At 42.3% G+C, this 14,898-nt stretch carries 13 protein-coding genes; 6 read left to right on the top strand and 7 right to left on the bottom strand.

Annotated features, from left to right (window positions below):
* The first annotated feature begins 584 nt into the window (after positions 1–584).
* On the top strand, positions 585–2,309 hold the full coding sequence (locus H5185_RS01100) for a hypothetical protein (protein WP_182741102.1): 1,725 nt from the start codon (positions 585–587) through the stop codon (positions 2,307–2,309).
* A gap of 78 nt (positions 2,310–2,387) precedes the next feature.
* Here the strand turns inward: H5185_RS01100 and H5185_RS01095 are convergent, their stop codons facing one another.
* Positions 2,388–3,278, bottom strand: coding sequence for a phospholipase A (locus H5185_RS01095; RefSeq protein WP_235781606.1), 891 nt, complete (start codon positions 3,276–3,278; stop codon positions 2,388–2,390).
* A gap of 282 nt (positions 3,279–3,560) precedes the next feature.
* Between H5185_RS01095 and cobA the strand changes: the two genes are divergently transcribed.
* Genes cobA through cysC form a run of 5 tightly spaced genes read left to right on the top strand, consistent with a single transcriptional unit; the run spans position 3,561 to position 9,242 of the window.
* Positions 3,561–4,379, top strand: a complete 819-nt coding sequence (cobA, locus tag H5185_RS01090) for a uroporphyrinogen-III C-methyltransferase (RefSeq protein ID WP_124015431.1) — start codon at positions 3,561–3,563, stop codon at positions 4,377–4,379.
* A gap of 56 nt (positions 4,380–4,435) precedes the next feature.
* The gene (gene cysD, locus H5185_RS01085; RefSeq protein WP_124015432.1) at positions 4,436–5,344 is read left to right on the top strand and encodes a sulfate adenylyltransferase subunit CysD; all 909 of its coding nucleotides are present in this window, start codon (positions 4,436–4,438) and stop codon (positions 5,342–5,344) included.
* A gap of 60 nt (positions 5,345–5,404) precedes the next feature.
* Positions 5,405–6,847 (top strand): sulfate adenylyltransferase subunit CysN, encoded by a 1,443-nt coding sequence (gene cysN, locus H5185_RS01080; protein ID WP_182741101.1) that lies wholly within the window; start codon positions 5,405–5,407, stop codon positions 6,845–6,847.
* A gap of 3 nt (positions 6,848–6,850) precedes the next feature.
* Complete coding sequence (locus H5185_RS01075) at positions 6,851–8,575, top strand: SLC13 family permease (protein WP_182697584.1); 1,725 nt, start codon at positions 6,851–6,853, stop codon at positions 8,573–8,575.
* Positions 8,576–8,618: 43 nt separating this feature from the next.
* The gene (gene cysC, locus H5185_RS01070) at positions 8,619–9,242 is read left to right on the top strand and encodes an adenylyl-sulfate kinase (RefSeq protein WP_124015435.1); all 624 of its coding nucleotides are present in this window, start codon (positions 8,619–8,621) and stop codon (positions 9,240–9,242) included.
* A gap of 124 nt (positions 9,243–9,366) precedes the next feature.
* Here the strand turns inward: cysC and H5185_RS01065 are convergent, their stop codons facing one another.
* From H5185_RS01065 to yjjX, 6 genes are all read right to left on the bottom strand, one after another.
* Positions 9,367–10,533: a membrane dipeptidase gene (locus H5185_RS01065; RefSeq protein WP_182741100.1), complete on the bottom strand. Its 1,167-nt coding sequence runs from the start codon at positions 10,531–10,533 to the stop codon at positions 9,367–9,369.
* Between the two features lie 27 nt (positions 10,534–10,560).
* The gene (locus H5185_RS01060) at positions 10,561–11,016 is read right to left on the bottom strand and encodes a SufE family protein (protein WP_182697582.1); all 456 of its coding nucleotides are present in this window, start codon (positions 11,014–11,016) and stop codon (positions 10,561–10,563) included.
* Between the two features lie 65 nt (positions 11,017–11,081).
* Positions 11,082–12,320, bottom strand: a complete 1,239-nt coding sequence (locus H5185_RS01055; protein WP_182741099.1) for an aminotransferase class V-fold PLP-dependent enzyme — start codon at positions 12,318–12,320, stop codon at positions 11,082–11,084.
* 117 nt (positions 12,321–12,437) lie between these two features.
* Positions 12,438–13,478, bottom strand: a complete 1,041-nt coding sequence (locus H5185_RS01050) for an NADP(H)-dependent aldo-keto reductase (protein WP_182741098.1) — start codon at positions 13,476–13,478, stop codon at positions 12,438–12,440.
* 122 nt (positions 13,479–13,600) lie between these two features.
* Entirely contained in the window at positions 13,601–14,122 is a 522-nt protein-coding gene (locus tag H5185_RS01045; protein WP_182741097.1) for a GNAT family N-acetyltransferase, read from the bottom strand.
* Positions 14,115–14,687 (bottom strand): inosine/xanthosine triphosphatase, encoded by a 573-nt coding sequence (gene yjjX, locus H5185_RS01040; protein WP_182741096.1) that lies wholly within the window; start codon positions 14,685–14,687, stop codon positions 14,115–14,117. Before yjjX ends, H5185_RS01045 begins: the two co-directional genes overlap by 8 nt.
* Positions 14,688–14,898: the final 211 nt, after the last annotated feature.

Raw genomic sequence — 14,898 nt, 5'->3', positions numbered from 1 at the left:
GTTTTGGGCGATGGTATACACAGTATTTTCGCTAATTGATTAATTTACTTAGCATGAATAAAAAAGAATTAAATTTTATTTAAATTTTCATGCATCCGCGCCGATAGTAGTCTAGATTTAGAAGTCCCCGTAGATGGTTTTTGTTGACGTTTTGGGATTGTTTTTGCAATCCACGTACCTTCAAAAGCTTCGCTCGCATCCTCGAGCACATTGATTGACTTGTTAGCGTATAAGCAATCGATTAGGTTGTTCCCGATAACTCTCTATTGAAGAGTTATCGGGAAAACCGACTTTTAATTTATCATCTGCTTACTGTTTTTTACGCCCCCTCGCCATGAATAAACTTGTGCTATTGACTTCTAAACTTGGCAGCATAATGTCGTGCTTTGATAGTGCGATATTCGTTTTTGCTGCATAAGTCGTATGCAATAAGGTAAGGTTTAATGCGTTTGTTAACATTTAGTGCTAAATTATTCCGCAGTTTATCGGTGGAATCGATAATACTTATCTCAAAAGATAACAAATTTTCAAATGCTAACTCATTTCAAGGAAGAGTTAACAATAATATAAATTGGAGTTTATAAATGAATAAAATGGCAATTGCTGCTGTGGTATTGGCTGTTGGTGCTGGTGGATATCTTTTGTCACAACAAGGGACGTCAGTGGTTAAAAACGACCCCATGTTGGACTATATCCCTGCTGATACATTAGCGTTTTCTGCGCAGCTGGTTCCATTTCCGTTAAAAGATTATTTGTATAGCATTGCAGGTAATTATCAAGCTTATGACGTTGATAAAATGCTGCCTTTAGATGAGAATTCATCAGCAAAAGAGCGCTTTTTTGTCAGTTTATACAAGCAATACATGAGCGTATTGTCTGAACCAGAAACCTTGCTATCGACTTACGGTTTACCCGATACCATTCAGAGTTATTTTTATACCTTAGGCGCATTGCCGGTAATGAAAATTGAGTTGAGTAATCCTGCAGCATTTTGGGCGGAACTTGATCGCGCCGAGCAGGAAAGTGGCTTAACTCACACTGTAGGTCAGTCTGGTTCTGTTGAGTATCGTGGGTATGCATTAACCAATGCAGATGATGAAGAACACATAGATATCGTCTTTGCTGTTAAAGATAACTGGTTAACCGTGACATTGAATACGTCATTTAACCAAGCTGAATTACTTGAAACTGCATTGGGTGAAAAGAAAGTTGAACATCCAATTAGTGCAACTACCATATTGCAAGACATCGCGAATGCACATGGTTTTATGCAAGACAGCATAAGCTTTATTAACCATGTTGAACTGGTTAAAGGTCTGACATCAACAGACGGTAACATGCTAGCCAAGCAAATGACCAAAATGATTGAAATTGAGGGCGAAGATCCATTTGCTGAACTGAAAACACCTGTGTGTCAAACTGAGTTAAATGGCATAGCAGCTAACTGGCCGCGCAGTGTCATGGGATTAAACTCATATTCGATTAGTCGTGAAGAAAGCAACATTGATGCCTCTATGGTGTTTGAGAGTAACAACCAAGTCATCCTGTCGGCATTAAATAAAATGCGTGGCTTTGTGCCATCATTTACCACTAAAGGTCATGACAACATCTTATCGGTTGCGCTGGGGGTTGATGTTAATCAACTGGCACCAGCATTGAATGAGGTGTGGACCGATTTACAAACTCCGCAATATCAGTGTGCTGCGTTGGCTCAAATGCAATTACAGTTGAGTGAGTTAAATCCTGCTATGTTGGGAATGATGACAGGTATGGCTAATGGCGTTAAAGGCATTAGTGTGACACTTGCCGATTACAAGTTAGCTGACAATAATGGCCAACCTAGCTTTGAAACGTTAGATGCATTAATCAGTGTCTCGGCTGAAAAACCGATGATGTTAGTCGACATGCTTAAGCCATTTTATCCGCCTCTTGCGAATATCGACTTAAAAGATAACGGCGATCCGGTTGATATTACCCCAATGCTGATGTTACCTCCTGAACTTGGTGTGAGCGCTAAATTAGCCATCAAGGGCAATCATTTAGTGGCTTACACTGGCGACAGAGGCACAGAACTTGCTGATTTAATGTATAAGCAATCGCTTGAGTCTAACGGATTCTTTAACATGGCGGTTGATTATCAGAAAATGTTTGCCCCGTTAGTTGATATGGTCGAAATGAGTGGCGAACCAATGCCAGAAGAAATGCTTATGTTAAAAGACTACAACATGCGTTTACAGATGTCGGTAGACTTTACTGATAAAGGCTTAGTCATTGGTTCTAAGGTCAACAGTAAAGCCAATACAAAATAAGGTCACTTGGTGATTTCAACAAATTAGTAATAAAAAAGGTGACCCATGTGGTCACCTTTTTGATATTGAGTGGCTGTGTTACAACAAATCGTTTAACGCAATACCGATACCAATTCGCTGATTATGATGGTTATAATCAATTAAGCTTTCACCGTAACCATTAAAATATTGAGTATAAACACGCAAAGTACCAATAATCGGGTAGCTCCAGGTCAATTCAACTGCACCGCGATTATTATCGCGTAAGTTGTTACGCAGTAGCATGGTAAAGCGGTGCTCATCTAAGCCGTATACTCCCGTCAGTTCGAAGTTACCCATGTAACTGCCGATGTCTGGATTGTCATCGCCTTTAGCTGAATTAATGTCTTCTTTTGCATCTTCAGGGATACGCCACCACACTCTAAGTCCGAGAGCGAAAGGACCACGGTCGAATATTGCGCTGCCGTATATTCGGTTCCAGCTGCGCGATAATTGATTGGTTTGACCATTAGACTGATGCACAGCCCCCACACCTAAAAATGAGTTGGTAAAGCCAGCAATTTTCCAATCATTATTAAATAACATAAATACTTCAGGTTCATGATTGGTTTCACGAAATGGCGATGAAGCTTCTTCATTGTAAACTTGCCAATATGATTGATTGGTGTAGGCAAAGAACAAATGGCCATTATCACCAAAAACGTTATACATAATCGGAAACTTAAAACTGATTTGGAACTTTGCTTCTAAGTTATCAATGCTGAAATCTTCATCTGGGTATTTAATTTCAAATGGCAATGAGTTGGTTCTGGTTTGGTAGGTAACAGGAAGTAGATAATTAGCTTTGTGCGGAGTGATCACAAACGGCTTTTCAGATGTTGCCAGCTCTCCTTTTACACGTTCGTCGACTAAAGAATCTTCTGCAAGGGCTATCGAGCTATAACCCCATAACAACAACGAGAGTCCAAGATATTGTGTGCTTTTTATCATTGCATCATCCATAAGCATAATTAATAGTAATTTTAATGTGATTCTTAGTATGAGTATCTTTCGAAGTTCATTGTCATCAATTGCTAGAGATTTGTCGAATTAAGTTAACAATTGTTTTGATTCTAGTAGATCATTTTATACATTTTTGCATATGACATCGATTAAACAGCAAACAAATAATCTCATATTCTATTTAGTTATAAAAACTAACTATTAACTATTGTATATGGAATATAGAAAACGCTATATTCGATCATGGTCAAATATCTTGAGGTAAATGTGATGGAATTAGTATCTATGCTGGGGCAAAAAGCCAAAGGCAAAGTGTGGTTAGTTGGTGCAGGTCCTGGTGACGTTGAACTGCTAACGCTAAAAGCCTATCGCATCCTAAAGAATGCTGATGCTGTGCTGTATGACGCATTAGTGAGCCAAGATATTTTAGATTTAATCCCTGGTGATGCTGAAAAAATCGCTGTGGGTAAGCGCGCAGGTAAACACAGTGCTGCTCAAGGAGACATTAATCAGCTATTAGTGACGAAAGCGTTTACCCGTAAAAATGTTGTGCGCTTGAAAGGTGGCGATCCGTTTATTTTTGGCCGCGGTGGCGAAGAGTTACAAACCTTAGTGGCAGCGGGTATTGCTTTTGAGGTGGTTCCTGGCATTACTGCGGCCAGCGGCACTGCAGCTTACGCCGGTATTCCCCTAACACATCGTGACTATGCTCAAGGCGTTACCTTTATTACGGGTCACTGCCAGTTAGCGAGCCGCCCGATGGATTGGCAAGGTTATGCTAACTCTAACAACACCTTAGTGGTATATATGGGTATATTAAACGCTAATATTATCAGTGATGGTTTGATTAATGCTGGCCGCAGTGCTGATACGCCAGTAGCGATAGTGTCTAACGCCACCACCTCATCACAACAGCGGTTTATCGGTAAATTAGGTGAGCTGGCACGACTAGCCGCCGATCCTGCCTTGCAGATGCCTGCACTGATGATTATTGGTGAAGTCGTTGAATTAGCTGACAGTTTGAATTGGTTTGACCCACTTACAGCGCAACAAAAAACAGATTTAGACTCAGTCGCCAAGGCGCTGTAGTCAAATAATTTAACCCGCTGCTTTTTTGCAGCATATTTAGGTAATGGAGAATCATCATGGCAGGCCGTTCGTTAAGCCATTTACAACAACTGGAAGCTGAAAGCATCCAGATTATTCGTGAAGTTGCAGCTGAGTTTGGTAACCCTGTGATGCTTTATTCTATTGGTAAAGATTCATCGGTTATGTTGCATCTTGCGCGTAAGGCATTTTACCCAGGTAAAATTCCATTTCCATTACTGCATGTTGATACCGGTTGGAAATTTAAAGAGATGATCGCGTTTCGTGACGCGCAAGCTAAAGCATTTGGTTTTGAGTTGTTGACTCACACCAACCAAGAAGGCGTTGAACAAGGCGTGGGCCCATTTACCCATGGCAGTGCTAAACATACAGATATCATGAAAACTCAAAGTTTAAAGCAAGCGTTAAATCAGTATGGATTTGATGCTGCTTTTGGCGGTGCTCGTCGTGATGAAGAAAAGTCTCGCGCGAAAGAGCGGGTGTATTCGTTCCGTGACAAACACCACCGCTGGGATCCAAAAAACCAACGTCCAGAGTTATGGCGCACTTATAACGGCGCGGTAAATAAGGGCGAAAGTATTCGTGTGTTCCCATTATCAAACTGGACCGAGCTGGATATTTGGCAATACATCTATCAAGAGAACATCGAAATTGTGCCGTTATATTTTGCTGCGCCTCGTACCGTAGTGAACAAAGGCGGTCAGCTCATTTATAAAGATGACGATCGTATGCCTATTGAAGAGGGTGATGTTGAATCGGTTGAACGAGTTCGTTTTAGAACCTTAGGTTGTTATCCGTTAACCGCGGCGATGCCATCAGAAGCTGATACCTTAGAGAAAATTATTGAAGAGATGCTGTTAACTCGCTCAAGTGAACGTCAAGGGCGCTTAATTGATTCAGACCAAAGTGCATCAATGGAGCAGAAAAAGCGTCAAGGCTATTTCTAAGTCATTGAACAGGGTTATTTTACCTATCCAGCATGCGAACGAATTTGAGTGAGAAAGATTATGGACCAAGCAAAAACTAATACTGACCGCATGGCGGCAGAGATCCAACTACACGGTGTAAAAGAATATTTAGCATTACAGCAGAATAAAGGCTTACTGCGTTTTTTAACTTGTGGCAGTGTCGATGATGGTAAAAGTACCTTAATTGGCCGTTTACTGCATGACAGCGCCCAGATTTATGAAGATCAACTTGCAAGCCTGAAAAGTGATAGCGCTAAAATGGGCACTACTGGTGAAGCTATTGATCTCGCGTTATTGGTAGACGGATTACAGGCTGAGCGTGAGCAAGGCATTACTATCGACGTCGCTTATCGCTATTTTTCCAGTGAAAAACGTAAGTTCATTATTGCTGACACTCCAGGTCATGAACAGTACACGCGTAACATGGCAACGGGTGCATCTACCTGTGACCTAGCGGTTATTTTGGTTGATGCACGTTATGGGGTGCAAACCCAAACTAAACGCCATGCCTTTATTGCCTCTTTATTAGGATTACGTCACTTTGTCGTTGCGGTAAATAAAATGGACCTGGTTGGCTTTGATCAAACTGTGTTTGAAAAAATTCAAGCTGACTTTACTGACTTTGTAAAAGATTTTGGTGATTTAGATATTCACTACGTGCCGTTATCCGCCTTGAATGGTGACAACGTGGTTAATCGCAGCACTCAGTGTGATTGGTATCAAGGTGGCACATTACTTGAGTTACTTGAAACTATTGATACCCAGCGTGAACTGAGCGAATTACCGGTTCGTTTCCCAGTGCAATACGTGCTGCGTCCTAATCTCGATTTTCGTGGTTTCTCGGGCACCTTAGCGTCAGGCATTATTACAGTGGGTGACGAGCTGGTCGCTCTGCCATCGGGCAAGCGCAGTAAAATTGCGCGTATTGTGACGTTTGACGGTGATTTACCAGAAGCGGTAGCAGGCCAAGCCATTACCATTACCCTTGAAGATGAGATTGATATCTCTCGTGGTGATTTACTGGCTCATCCAGCAACTGCGCCAGACATTGCTAACCATATTGTGGCAGACTTAGTCTGGATGGATGAAAAACCATTACAAATCGGTCAGTTATATGATGTGAAAGTCGCGGGTAAGAAAACTCAAGCCGTGGTGAGTGAGATTGAATACATCACCGATGTGAATACCCTTGAACGCAGTGCAGCATCGACATTAAGCTTAAACACCATTGCACGAGTTAAGTTAGATCTAACTGAATCAATAGTGTTAGATGCTTATAGCCTAGTGCGTGATACAGGTGGCATGATTTTAATTGATCGCCTATCTAATGCCACTGTAGCCGCCGCTATGGTTGTGAGTGGTCATCAAGGTGACAAGCAAAGTCATACTGAGTTTAGTGCATTTGAAGTCGAATTTAATGCGTTAGTACGTAAGCATTATCCACATTGGAACGCGCGCGATATTAGCGTACTTGGAAAATAAATAATGAGCGAAATGTGGTTGTTAGCGATTATCTTGTTAGCACTGGTCGGTGGGCTTCTTGCTGGGCTTGCAAAACCGGCTGCCATGTTTTTCTTCGCTTCATTACTTTGTTATCTGCTCGGGCTTGTTGATTTAACGGTCGCATTGGGTAGTTTTACCAATAACGGACTGATCACTTTAGTGCTGTTGGTGCTTGCCGCTACAGCACTGGAAAAAACCTCATTATTAGGCAAATTAAGCCATGTGATAGGTAAAGGTTCGTTATTTTCTACTCTAGCTAAGTTAGGTGTATCGACAGCCCTGTTGTCATCGTTTACTAACAACACTGCAGTAGTCGCCTCGTTAATTGGTGTGGTGCGCCGTAATCAAGCGCATGCGCCATCTAAGTTGTTACTGCCGTTAAACTACGCCGCCATTTTGGGCGGTACGCTTACGCTCATTGGTACTTCCACCAATTTGATTGTTAACTCCTTTGTTGAAAATGCTGGCCTTGAGCCTCTAGGTTTTTTTGAGTTTTCACAAGTCGGCTCATTAGTGGTCATCAGTGGCTTAATAGTGCTGACCATTATGGCCAACTTTTTACCTGACAGACGTGAAGAAAACGAAGATGAGTCTCTGCCTTATCTGTTGGAAGCGCATGTGGCTAAAACGTCGAGTTTAGTGGGTAAGAGCGTACTCGAAAATCGTCTACGGGCGCTGAAAAAGCTCTATTTAGTTGAATTAGAACGTAGCGGTATACGTATTTGCCCTGTGCCACCACAAATGGTGCTGCAAGCTGATGACGTTTTACGTTTTAGTGGTGCGGTTGAGTCGGTTGAGTTATTGCATCAGTTTGATGGTTTAGAATGGTTCGGTAAGCAGCATGCAAAAGGCCAAAATCTGGTTGAAGCCGTATTAGCGCCATCATCGAGCCTAGTTGGCACAACCTTAAAAGATTCGCGTTTTCGTGAAGTGTTTGATGCAGCCGTAATGGCTATTCGTCGTGGACATTTGCCGTTAAAAGGTGGGCTTGGCGACATAGTATTACAACCGGGTGATGTATTACTCTTAACCCCTGGTGACCGTTTTTCTAAATGTCCTAATTTGACCACCGACTTTGCTGCTATCAGTGGCTTAGAGTTAAGCGTCCGTTTAGATAGTAAGCGCGGTAATTGGGTCTTGATCGGGTTTGCACTCACCATTACGGCGAGTATTTTAGAAGTATTGCCTTTAGCTAAAGGTTTAGTCTTATTGTTACTTAGCTACGTGGCGATTGGCGCAATAACCTTAACTGAGCTTAAACGTCGTTTCCCATTAGAACTCGTGGTGATTGTAGGCAGTGCCTTGGGCTTAGCTAACTTGATGATTACCACAGGCTTAGCAGATGTCATGGCGCAAGCGATGTTAAGTGTGTTTAATGGTTATGGTGTGTTTGCCGCTTTTGTGGGCATTTATCTGATCACCTTAATTGTTACAGAGTTAATTACCAATAATGCCGCCGCTGCACTCGTGTTCCCAGTCGCCTTTGCTGTTGCAACCAGTTTTGGTGTCGATACCCGACCCTTTATTATGGCAGTGGTATTTGGCGCCAGTGCGAGCTTTATTTCGCCTTACGGTTATCAAACCAATCTTATGGTATTTAATGCTGGTAATTATAAATTCAGTGATTTTGTTCGCTTAGGTTTACCGTTATCAATTGTATATTCCCTAGTGGTTATCTTTTCGATCCCATATTTCTTTCCGTTTTAAAAAGTATTTAGTGTGGTGTCACAACCACTCGATAGGAGTAGTGATGAGCAATATTGTTTGGCATCAACATGCCATTGACCAAGCTGCCCGTGGAGCCCAAAAGGGCCAAAATCCAGTGCTATTATGGTTTACTGGATTATCTGGCTCAGGAAAATCAACCCTTGCAGGCGCATTAGAGCGAGCGTTATTTGAACACGGTTTTCATACCTATTTGCTCGATGGTGATAATGTTCGTCATGGTCTTTGTAAAGACTTAGGTTTTAGCCTTGATGATCGCGATGAGAATTTACGTCGTGTCGGCGAAGTCGCTAAATTGATGGTGGATTCAGGCCTAGTAGTGCTATCGGCATTTATCTCGCCTACCCGTGAAGAGCGTGATCGTGTCCGGGCGTTATTTCCCCAAGGCCAATTTGTTGAAGTGCATGTATCTACTCCATTGAGCGTGTGTGAGTCACGAGACCCTAAAGGGTTATATGCTAAAGCTCGTAAGGGGGAAATTAGTAACTTTACTGGTATTTCATCACCTTACGAAGTACCAGTATCTGCGGAGCTAACCATAGATACCAGTAAAGGTGATTTAAGCACGCAAGTGAATGGTTTATTGGCTTATTTAAAAGCCATTGAAGTGCTCAACCCAGCAAGACAAATCGCGGGAGCTGGTATTTAAACTGCACTAAATCGACAATTAAATTGATAACCTAATCAATCGACAAAAAAAGGGCTAATTATTCAGCCCTTTTTATTGTTGAGTTGCAGTTAATCTCAGCAGTCACGCCTTAAACTTTGCCGCTCTAAACCAGTACTTGCTTTAATACTCTTTGCCAGTTTCCACCCATAAAACGATCGCGATCAGTGGCTTTAAAACGGGCTTTTTTCAAGGCGTCGTCGATACGGCTCATGCGGTCAATATTATTGAGCTCGGGGATAACCACATGCTTTGGCTCAACATCAAACCCTAATACATTTTTGTCTTCTAGGCTGTGCCACCATTCTAAGTATTCTTTTATTCCTTCGCTGTTATCGTTGTCTAACGCTAATAAATTTTCTTGGCCGCGAAGTGGAAAATCATTGGCAATGGCGACACTGTCGAATCCGCCAACTTTAGCAATATAAGCCAGTTGATTGATATAGTCTTCAATCGTGGGTACAGGCTTGTTCGTCAGCCAAAAGCTCATCATAAACACCCCAAAAACACCACCGCTATCGCCAATAGCGCGGATCACTTCATCAGGTGAGCAGCGGGCATTGTTTACAATCGCGCGCGCAGCACCATGGCTTTGGATAATAGGAGATTGACTGGCTTTAACAGTATCAAGGGCTGTTTGAGCACTAGAGTGACTGACATCGATAAGAATATTTTTACGATTCAGCTCTGTTATCAGCTCTTTGCCTGCAGATGTTAATGGCATATTTAAACTATTTAAGCCGTTATTATCTAAGGCACCACCAGCATAACGATTACCATAATGGTGTGTCAGTTGCAGTACCCGTAAACCCTGTTGATGTAAATTGTCTAATTGCCGCCATTCATTGCTTAAACCATCATCTTCAACACAATCAGCCCCTTGAATTTGAAAAAACACCGCTGTTTTTTGTTGCGTTCTGGCTTTACTTATATCTGTCCCTGTAAGTCCTTGCAGATACACATCAGGATTGGCTATGACTGAGTCAGCCGCTTGTTTAATGCTGTTGATGCAGGCTTGATAAGTGCGTTTATAGTTTTTAGTGCCATCGGCTTGTTCAATGGTTTCTACTGCTGAAATATCGGCAATAAAGGCATCGAGTTTTGAGGCCTTTACATCATTGATGTCGGTAGGTAAAAAAGATAACCCATCTACGTATAAACGGTGTGGTTTAGCTGCCCATGCTGGAAAGGAGCTTAAAGGGCTTAATAATGTGGCTGCTCCAAGGCCTTTTAAGATATGACGGCGAGCTTGGTTACAGACTTTTTGAGGCATTATTATTCCTTAGTGCTGGCGAGTGTTTCAGGTGCCAACATCGTGTGTATAGGCCACGATGGCCTGCGCTAATGCTGTTAAACCATTAGTACGAGATGGACTTAATTGGCCACTGAGTCCAAGGTGGGCAAAATACTGGTTTACATCAAATTGTTGTATTTGCTCTGCGGTTTTACCTTGGCAAGCAACCAGTAATAATCCCATTAAGCCTTTTACGATACGAGCATCGCTATCGGCGATATAAAAATGCTGCTCGTTTAACCTGTAATGGTACAACCAAGCTTGGCTTTCACAGCCTTTTACTTGTGCGTCTTGGTGCTTAAATTCTGCCGCTAGTGGCGGTATTAATTTACCGAGTAACATAATTTGGCGATATTTATCTTGCCAGTTATTCGCTTGCTCAATGAGGTTAACAGCATCAACTAATTCATCTGATAATGGTAAAAATAACTGCGCTGAAGGTGTGGTGCTTGGGTTTAACATGGTAATTCAATTAACCTCGGCTGTAGATAAAAGATGCGTTAGGATCAGCGTGTTGTGCCTTATGGCTATAACAATAACTCTTTTACAGCATTAAGTGCATGAATAAATTGATCAACATCCTGCTTATTAGTATAGATGCCAATCGATGCTCGGCAACATCCATTTAAATTAAGGCTCGCCATTAGTGGCATGGCACAATGATGACCACAGCGAACCGCAACAGCTTGTTGATCGAGTAAAATCCCCACATCTTGATGGTGTTCACCTTGTAAATTAAAGGCCACAGCACCCACATTGATAGGGGCAATACCATACAATTCAATATCGCCCAGCTTTTGTAATTGTTGCTGTAAGTATTGCATCAATTGTTGTTCATGTGCGAGCAGTTGTTCGCGCGGCAATTGGAGCAAAAAGCTGATGGCGGCGCCGAGACCAATCACTTCAGCAATGGCTGGAGTGCCAGCTTCAAGGCGATTAGGTAGTGCACCAAATACAGTACGATTAAAGCTCACTGTTTTGATCATTTCGCCACCAGTGAGCATTGGAGTTAGTTGATCGAGTTGTTTATAGCGACCATATAAAATCCCCACACCAGTTGGACCATACATTTTATGGCCAGAAAACACATAAAAGTCACAATCAATCTGTTGTACATCCACCGATAAATGGGCAACTGCCTGAGCGCCATCCACTAAGGTTAAGGCACCAACAGCTTTGGCTTTGGCGACGAGCTCATTGATCGGATTTACTGTGCCTAATGCATTTGATACATGGCAGATGGCGACGACTTTAGGCTTAAGCAGCAATAGTTGCTCAAATGCTGTCATATCAAGTTGGGCATCTGCGGTGAGTGGTATCGGTTTAATTACTGCACCTGTGCGCTTTGCTAGTTCTTGCCAAGGCACGATATTGGCGTGGTGAGCTGCAGTATCAATTAAAATGACATCATTCGCTTTTATCTGTGACGTCAGCCCAAAGGCCACCATATTGATCGATTCAGTGGTGCCGTGGGTGAAAATAACTTCTTGAGATTGCGATGCATTAATGAAGTCGGTTACTTGCAAACGTACGGCTTCATATTGCTGAGTCGCTCTTGTCGACAATTGATGAGCCGCGCGGTGCACATTGGCATTATTGAATTGGTAATACTCGTTCATCGCGTCAATCACCACTTGGGGTTTTTGACTGGTTGCCGCTGTGTCTAAGTAGCACAAAGGATGATCGCCAATGGTCTGTTTTAGCGCTGGGAATTGATCGCGTAACGCTTGATGATCAAATAAAACAACAGACGAGGCAAGCTTCATAAATAGGGGTTTCTATATTGAAAATAAAAGGCATCAAGATCTTCAGTGATCTTGATGCCTAATGCAAGGTTTTGTGGCAATAAGCTCAATATCGCATTTGCGCGTAGGCTAATAAACTTAAGGGCAAGGGAAGCGATATAAAGCCGATAGTTCATTAATTCTGCCCATCAACTCTGCCGATAAGCTCACCTTGTGGCTGTCGATATTTTGCTTTAGCTGATGTAAATCAGTGGCGCCAATAATATTAGAGGCGACAAATTTGCGGCTATTCACAAATGCCAAGGCCATCTCGGTAGGTGTTAACCCAAACTCACGAGCTAAATCGATATAAGCCTGTGTGGCTTCTAGCGCCATAGGGGTGCTGTTATAGCGGGCAAAACGTTTAAATAAAGTCAGGCGTGCACCTTCTGGCCACTGATTATTTTCATATTTACCGGTTAATGCGCCAAAGGCTAAAGGTGAATAGGCTAATAACGGCACATCTTCACGATGACTAATTTCAGACATCGCGATTTCGTAACTACGATTAAGCAAGTTATAAGGGTTTTGCACGCTGATAATACGGGGTAAATCATGCTTTTCGGCTAATTTTAGGTATTTCATAAACCCCCAAGGGGTTTCATTTGAAATACCGATATAACGCACTTTACCTTGCTTAATTATTTCAGCTAAGGCTTCAAGGGTGTTTAAAATAGGAGTGTAATGTTCTTCTTTGTCATGCTCATACATCATTTCGCCGAAAAAATTAGTGTTTCTATCCGGCCAATGTAGTTGATATAAATCGATAGTGTCGATTTGCAAGCGTGATAATGAATCATCAACAGCTTGATGAATATTGCGCCAATCGAGTGCCATATCACTGCGGATATAATCACTTTTACCACCTGGTGCGGCTATTTTAGTCGCAATCACTAAATTATCACGGTTGCCCTGGGCTTTGAGGTAGTTACCTAAAATTCGTTCAGTGTCGCCCTGAGTTTCAGCTTTAGGCGGTACAGGGTACATTTCTGCGGTATCAATAAAGTTAATGCCTTGTCCAATAGCATAATCGAGTTGAGCAAAAGCTTCTGCTTGAGTATTTTGTTCACCCCAAGTCATGGTGCCGAGACAGATCTTACTGACCTCAAGGCTAGAATGTGCGATACGTTGATATTCCATTTCATCCTCCTATGGAATGTGCTTAATCTGAGGCTAACAAGCTTTTGTGTCCTTGCAAAGCGCTATCATTTAGCAGAGAGAAAGAGTGAGTAAAAAATGTGCAATATGAGTGTTTTAAATCACTAAATTGGTTTTATCATAGCGATCTCACAGGCATCGTGGCCAGTTTCGCCTAAATGCTGACAATGACTAAACCCAAGCTTTTCATACAGGGCCAATGCTTCAACTAATACCGCCGTGGTTTCCAAATACATTGATTGATAGCCTTGCTGTTTAGCAAATTCAATACATTGGCCTGTTATTGCCTTCGCTATACCTTGGCCGCGAATAGTGCGGGCAAAATACATTTTCTGTAATTCACATACACCATCATTGCCAGGTAACGGGGCTACACCAGCGCCGCCGACCACTTTGCCTTGGTATTCAATCACCCAGTATTGTGAGCCTTGTGCGTCATAAACCTCGCTTAAACAGTCGAGGGTTTTGTCTGCTACGCTAAAGCCTTTATCTGGTGTTAAACCATATTCTGCTGATACTTCACGGATCACTGCGGCTAGGGCAGCATTGTCGTCAGCGTGTAGCGCGCGAATTATGGGAGGCTGAGCGTTGGCACTGATTGCATTTTTTGGGTCATTGTTAGTCATTAAATAATTCCGCATTGATAAAAGGAGCCATTGCCAGCACTAAAGCTTGGGTATAAATGCTTTCTCGGGTGGCTAAACCTCGAGTTAACAAGCCAATCGCGCCACCTTTTTGCTTAATATTATGGGTATTAAATACTCGGTCCATTACTTTGCCCAGTTCTTCACCCGCTTGTAAAGCGTTAAAAATATTCTTTGGTAGCGGTAAGTTGGCGCTGCGACCGACAGATAATTTATCGTTATGAATAATGGCCATATACGCAAAAGTGGCGGGGCCGTGATCAAACTGATCAACCCCACCTTCCATCGCCACATAAAAGTCCGCATTTTGGTTGGTGATATGGGCGTTGTCTTGGCAAAACTTAGCTCGATTAATCGCCCCCAATTTAGTTTCTGCTTCGGTCATGGGCTGTTCTGCTACTAATGATGGGGCATGCATGCCATGACAACGGATTTGAGCATCAGGAAAATATAATTTAATCGCCTGTTGTGCTGCACTGATTTTAACTGGGTTGGTTGAACCAACAATAATCTCTAACGTTTGCGGTACTGCAAGTGATATCGGCATAGGGAGAGTTCTTTTTTTTGAGTTAATCGTGATGTTCACGCTAGTGAAATTAACCACATTGTATTGGATTTTCGTGCTTTTTGGTTTGATGGATGAGTGAATTTTATTACTGATAATTGTAAGCCATTGTAAATAATGGTTTTGTTTAGTTGGTATGAAACCTGCTAATTAATGATTAATTGCTGCTAGCCATGCCTGTAACAGTTAACTC

The sequence above is a fragment of the Shewanella sp. SG44-6 genome (assembly GCF_014164185.1).
Taxonomy (GTDB): Bacteria; Pseudomonadota; Gammaproteobacteria; order Enterobacterales; family Shewanellaceae; genus Shewanella; species Shewanella vesiculosa.
Note: the sequence above shows the minus strand (reverse complement) of the source record. Positions and strands in the feature narration are given on the sequence as shown.

What these genes read in the sequence shown, in the direction of transcription:
- H5185_RS01100 (WP_182741102.1), top strand. Translation starts at nt 585, where the DNA reads ATGAATAAAATGGCAATTGCTGCTGTGGTATTGGCTGTTGGTGCTGGT.
- H5185_RS01095 (WP_235781606.1), bottom strand. Translation starts at nt 3,278, where the DNA reads ATGATAAAAAGCACACAATATCTTGGACTCTCGTTGTTGTTATGGGGT.
- cobA (WP_124015431.1), top strand. Translation starts at nt 3,561, where the DNA reads ATGGAATTAGTATCTATGCTGGGGCAAAAAGCCAAAGGCAAAGTGTGG.
- cysD (WP_124015432.1), top strand. Translation starts at nt 4,436, where the DNA reads ATGGCAGGCCGTTCGTTAAGCCATTTACAACAACTGGAAGCTGAAAGC.
- cysN (WP_182741101.1), top strand. Translation starts at nt 5,405, where the DNA reads ATGGACCAAGCAAAAACTAATACTGACCGCATGGCGGCAGAGATCCAA.
- H5185_RS01075 (WP_182697584.1), top strand. Translation starts at nt 6,851, where the DNA reads ATGAGCGAAATGTGGTTGTTAGCGATTATCTTGTTAGCACTGGTCGGT.
- cysC (WP_124015435.1), top strand. Translation starts at nt 8,619, where the DNA reads ATGAGCAATATTGTTTGGCATCAACATGCCATTGACCAAGCTGCCCGT.
- H5185_RS01065 (WP_182741100.1), bottom strand. Translation starts at nt 10,533, where the DNA reads ATGCCTCAAAAAGTCTGTAACCAAGCTCGCCGTCATATCTTAAAAGGC.
- H5185_RS01060 (WP_182697582.1), bottom strand. Translation starts at nt 11,016, where the DNA reads ATGTTAAACCCAAGCACCACACCTTCAGCGCAGTTATTTTTACCATTA.
- H5185_RS01055 (WP_182741099.1), bottom strand. Translation starts at nt 12,320, where the DNA reads ATGAAGCTTGCCTCGTCTGTTGTTTTATTTGATCATCAAGCGTTACGC.
- H5185_RS01050 (WP_182741098.1), bottom strand. Translation starts at nt 13,478, where the DNA reads ATGGAATATCAACGTATCGCACATTCTAGCCTTGAGGTCAGTAAGATC.
- H5185_RS01045 (WP_182741097.1), bottom strand. Translation starts at nt 14,122, where the DNA reads ATGACTAACAATGACCCAAAAAATGCAATCAGTGCCAACGCTCAGCCT.
- yjjX (WP_182741096.1), bottom strand. Translation starts at nt 14,687, where the DNA reads ATGCCGATATCACTTGCAGTACCGCAAACGTTAGAGATTATTGTTGGT.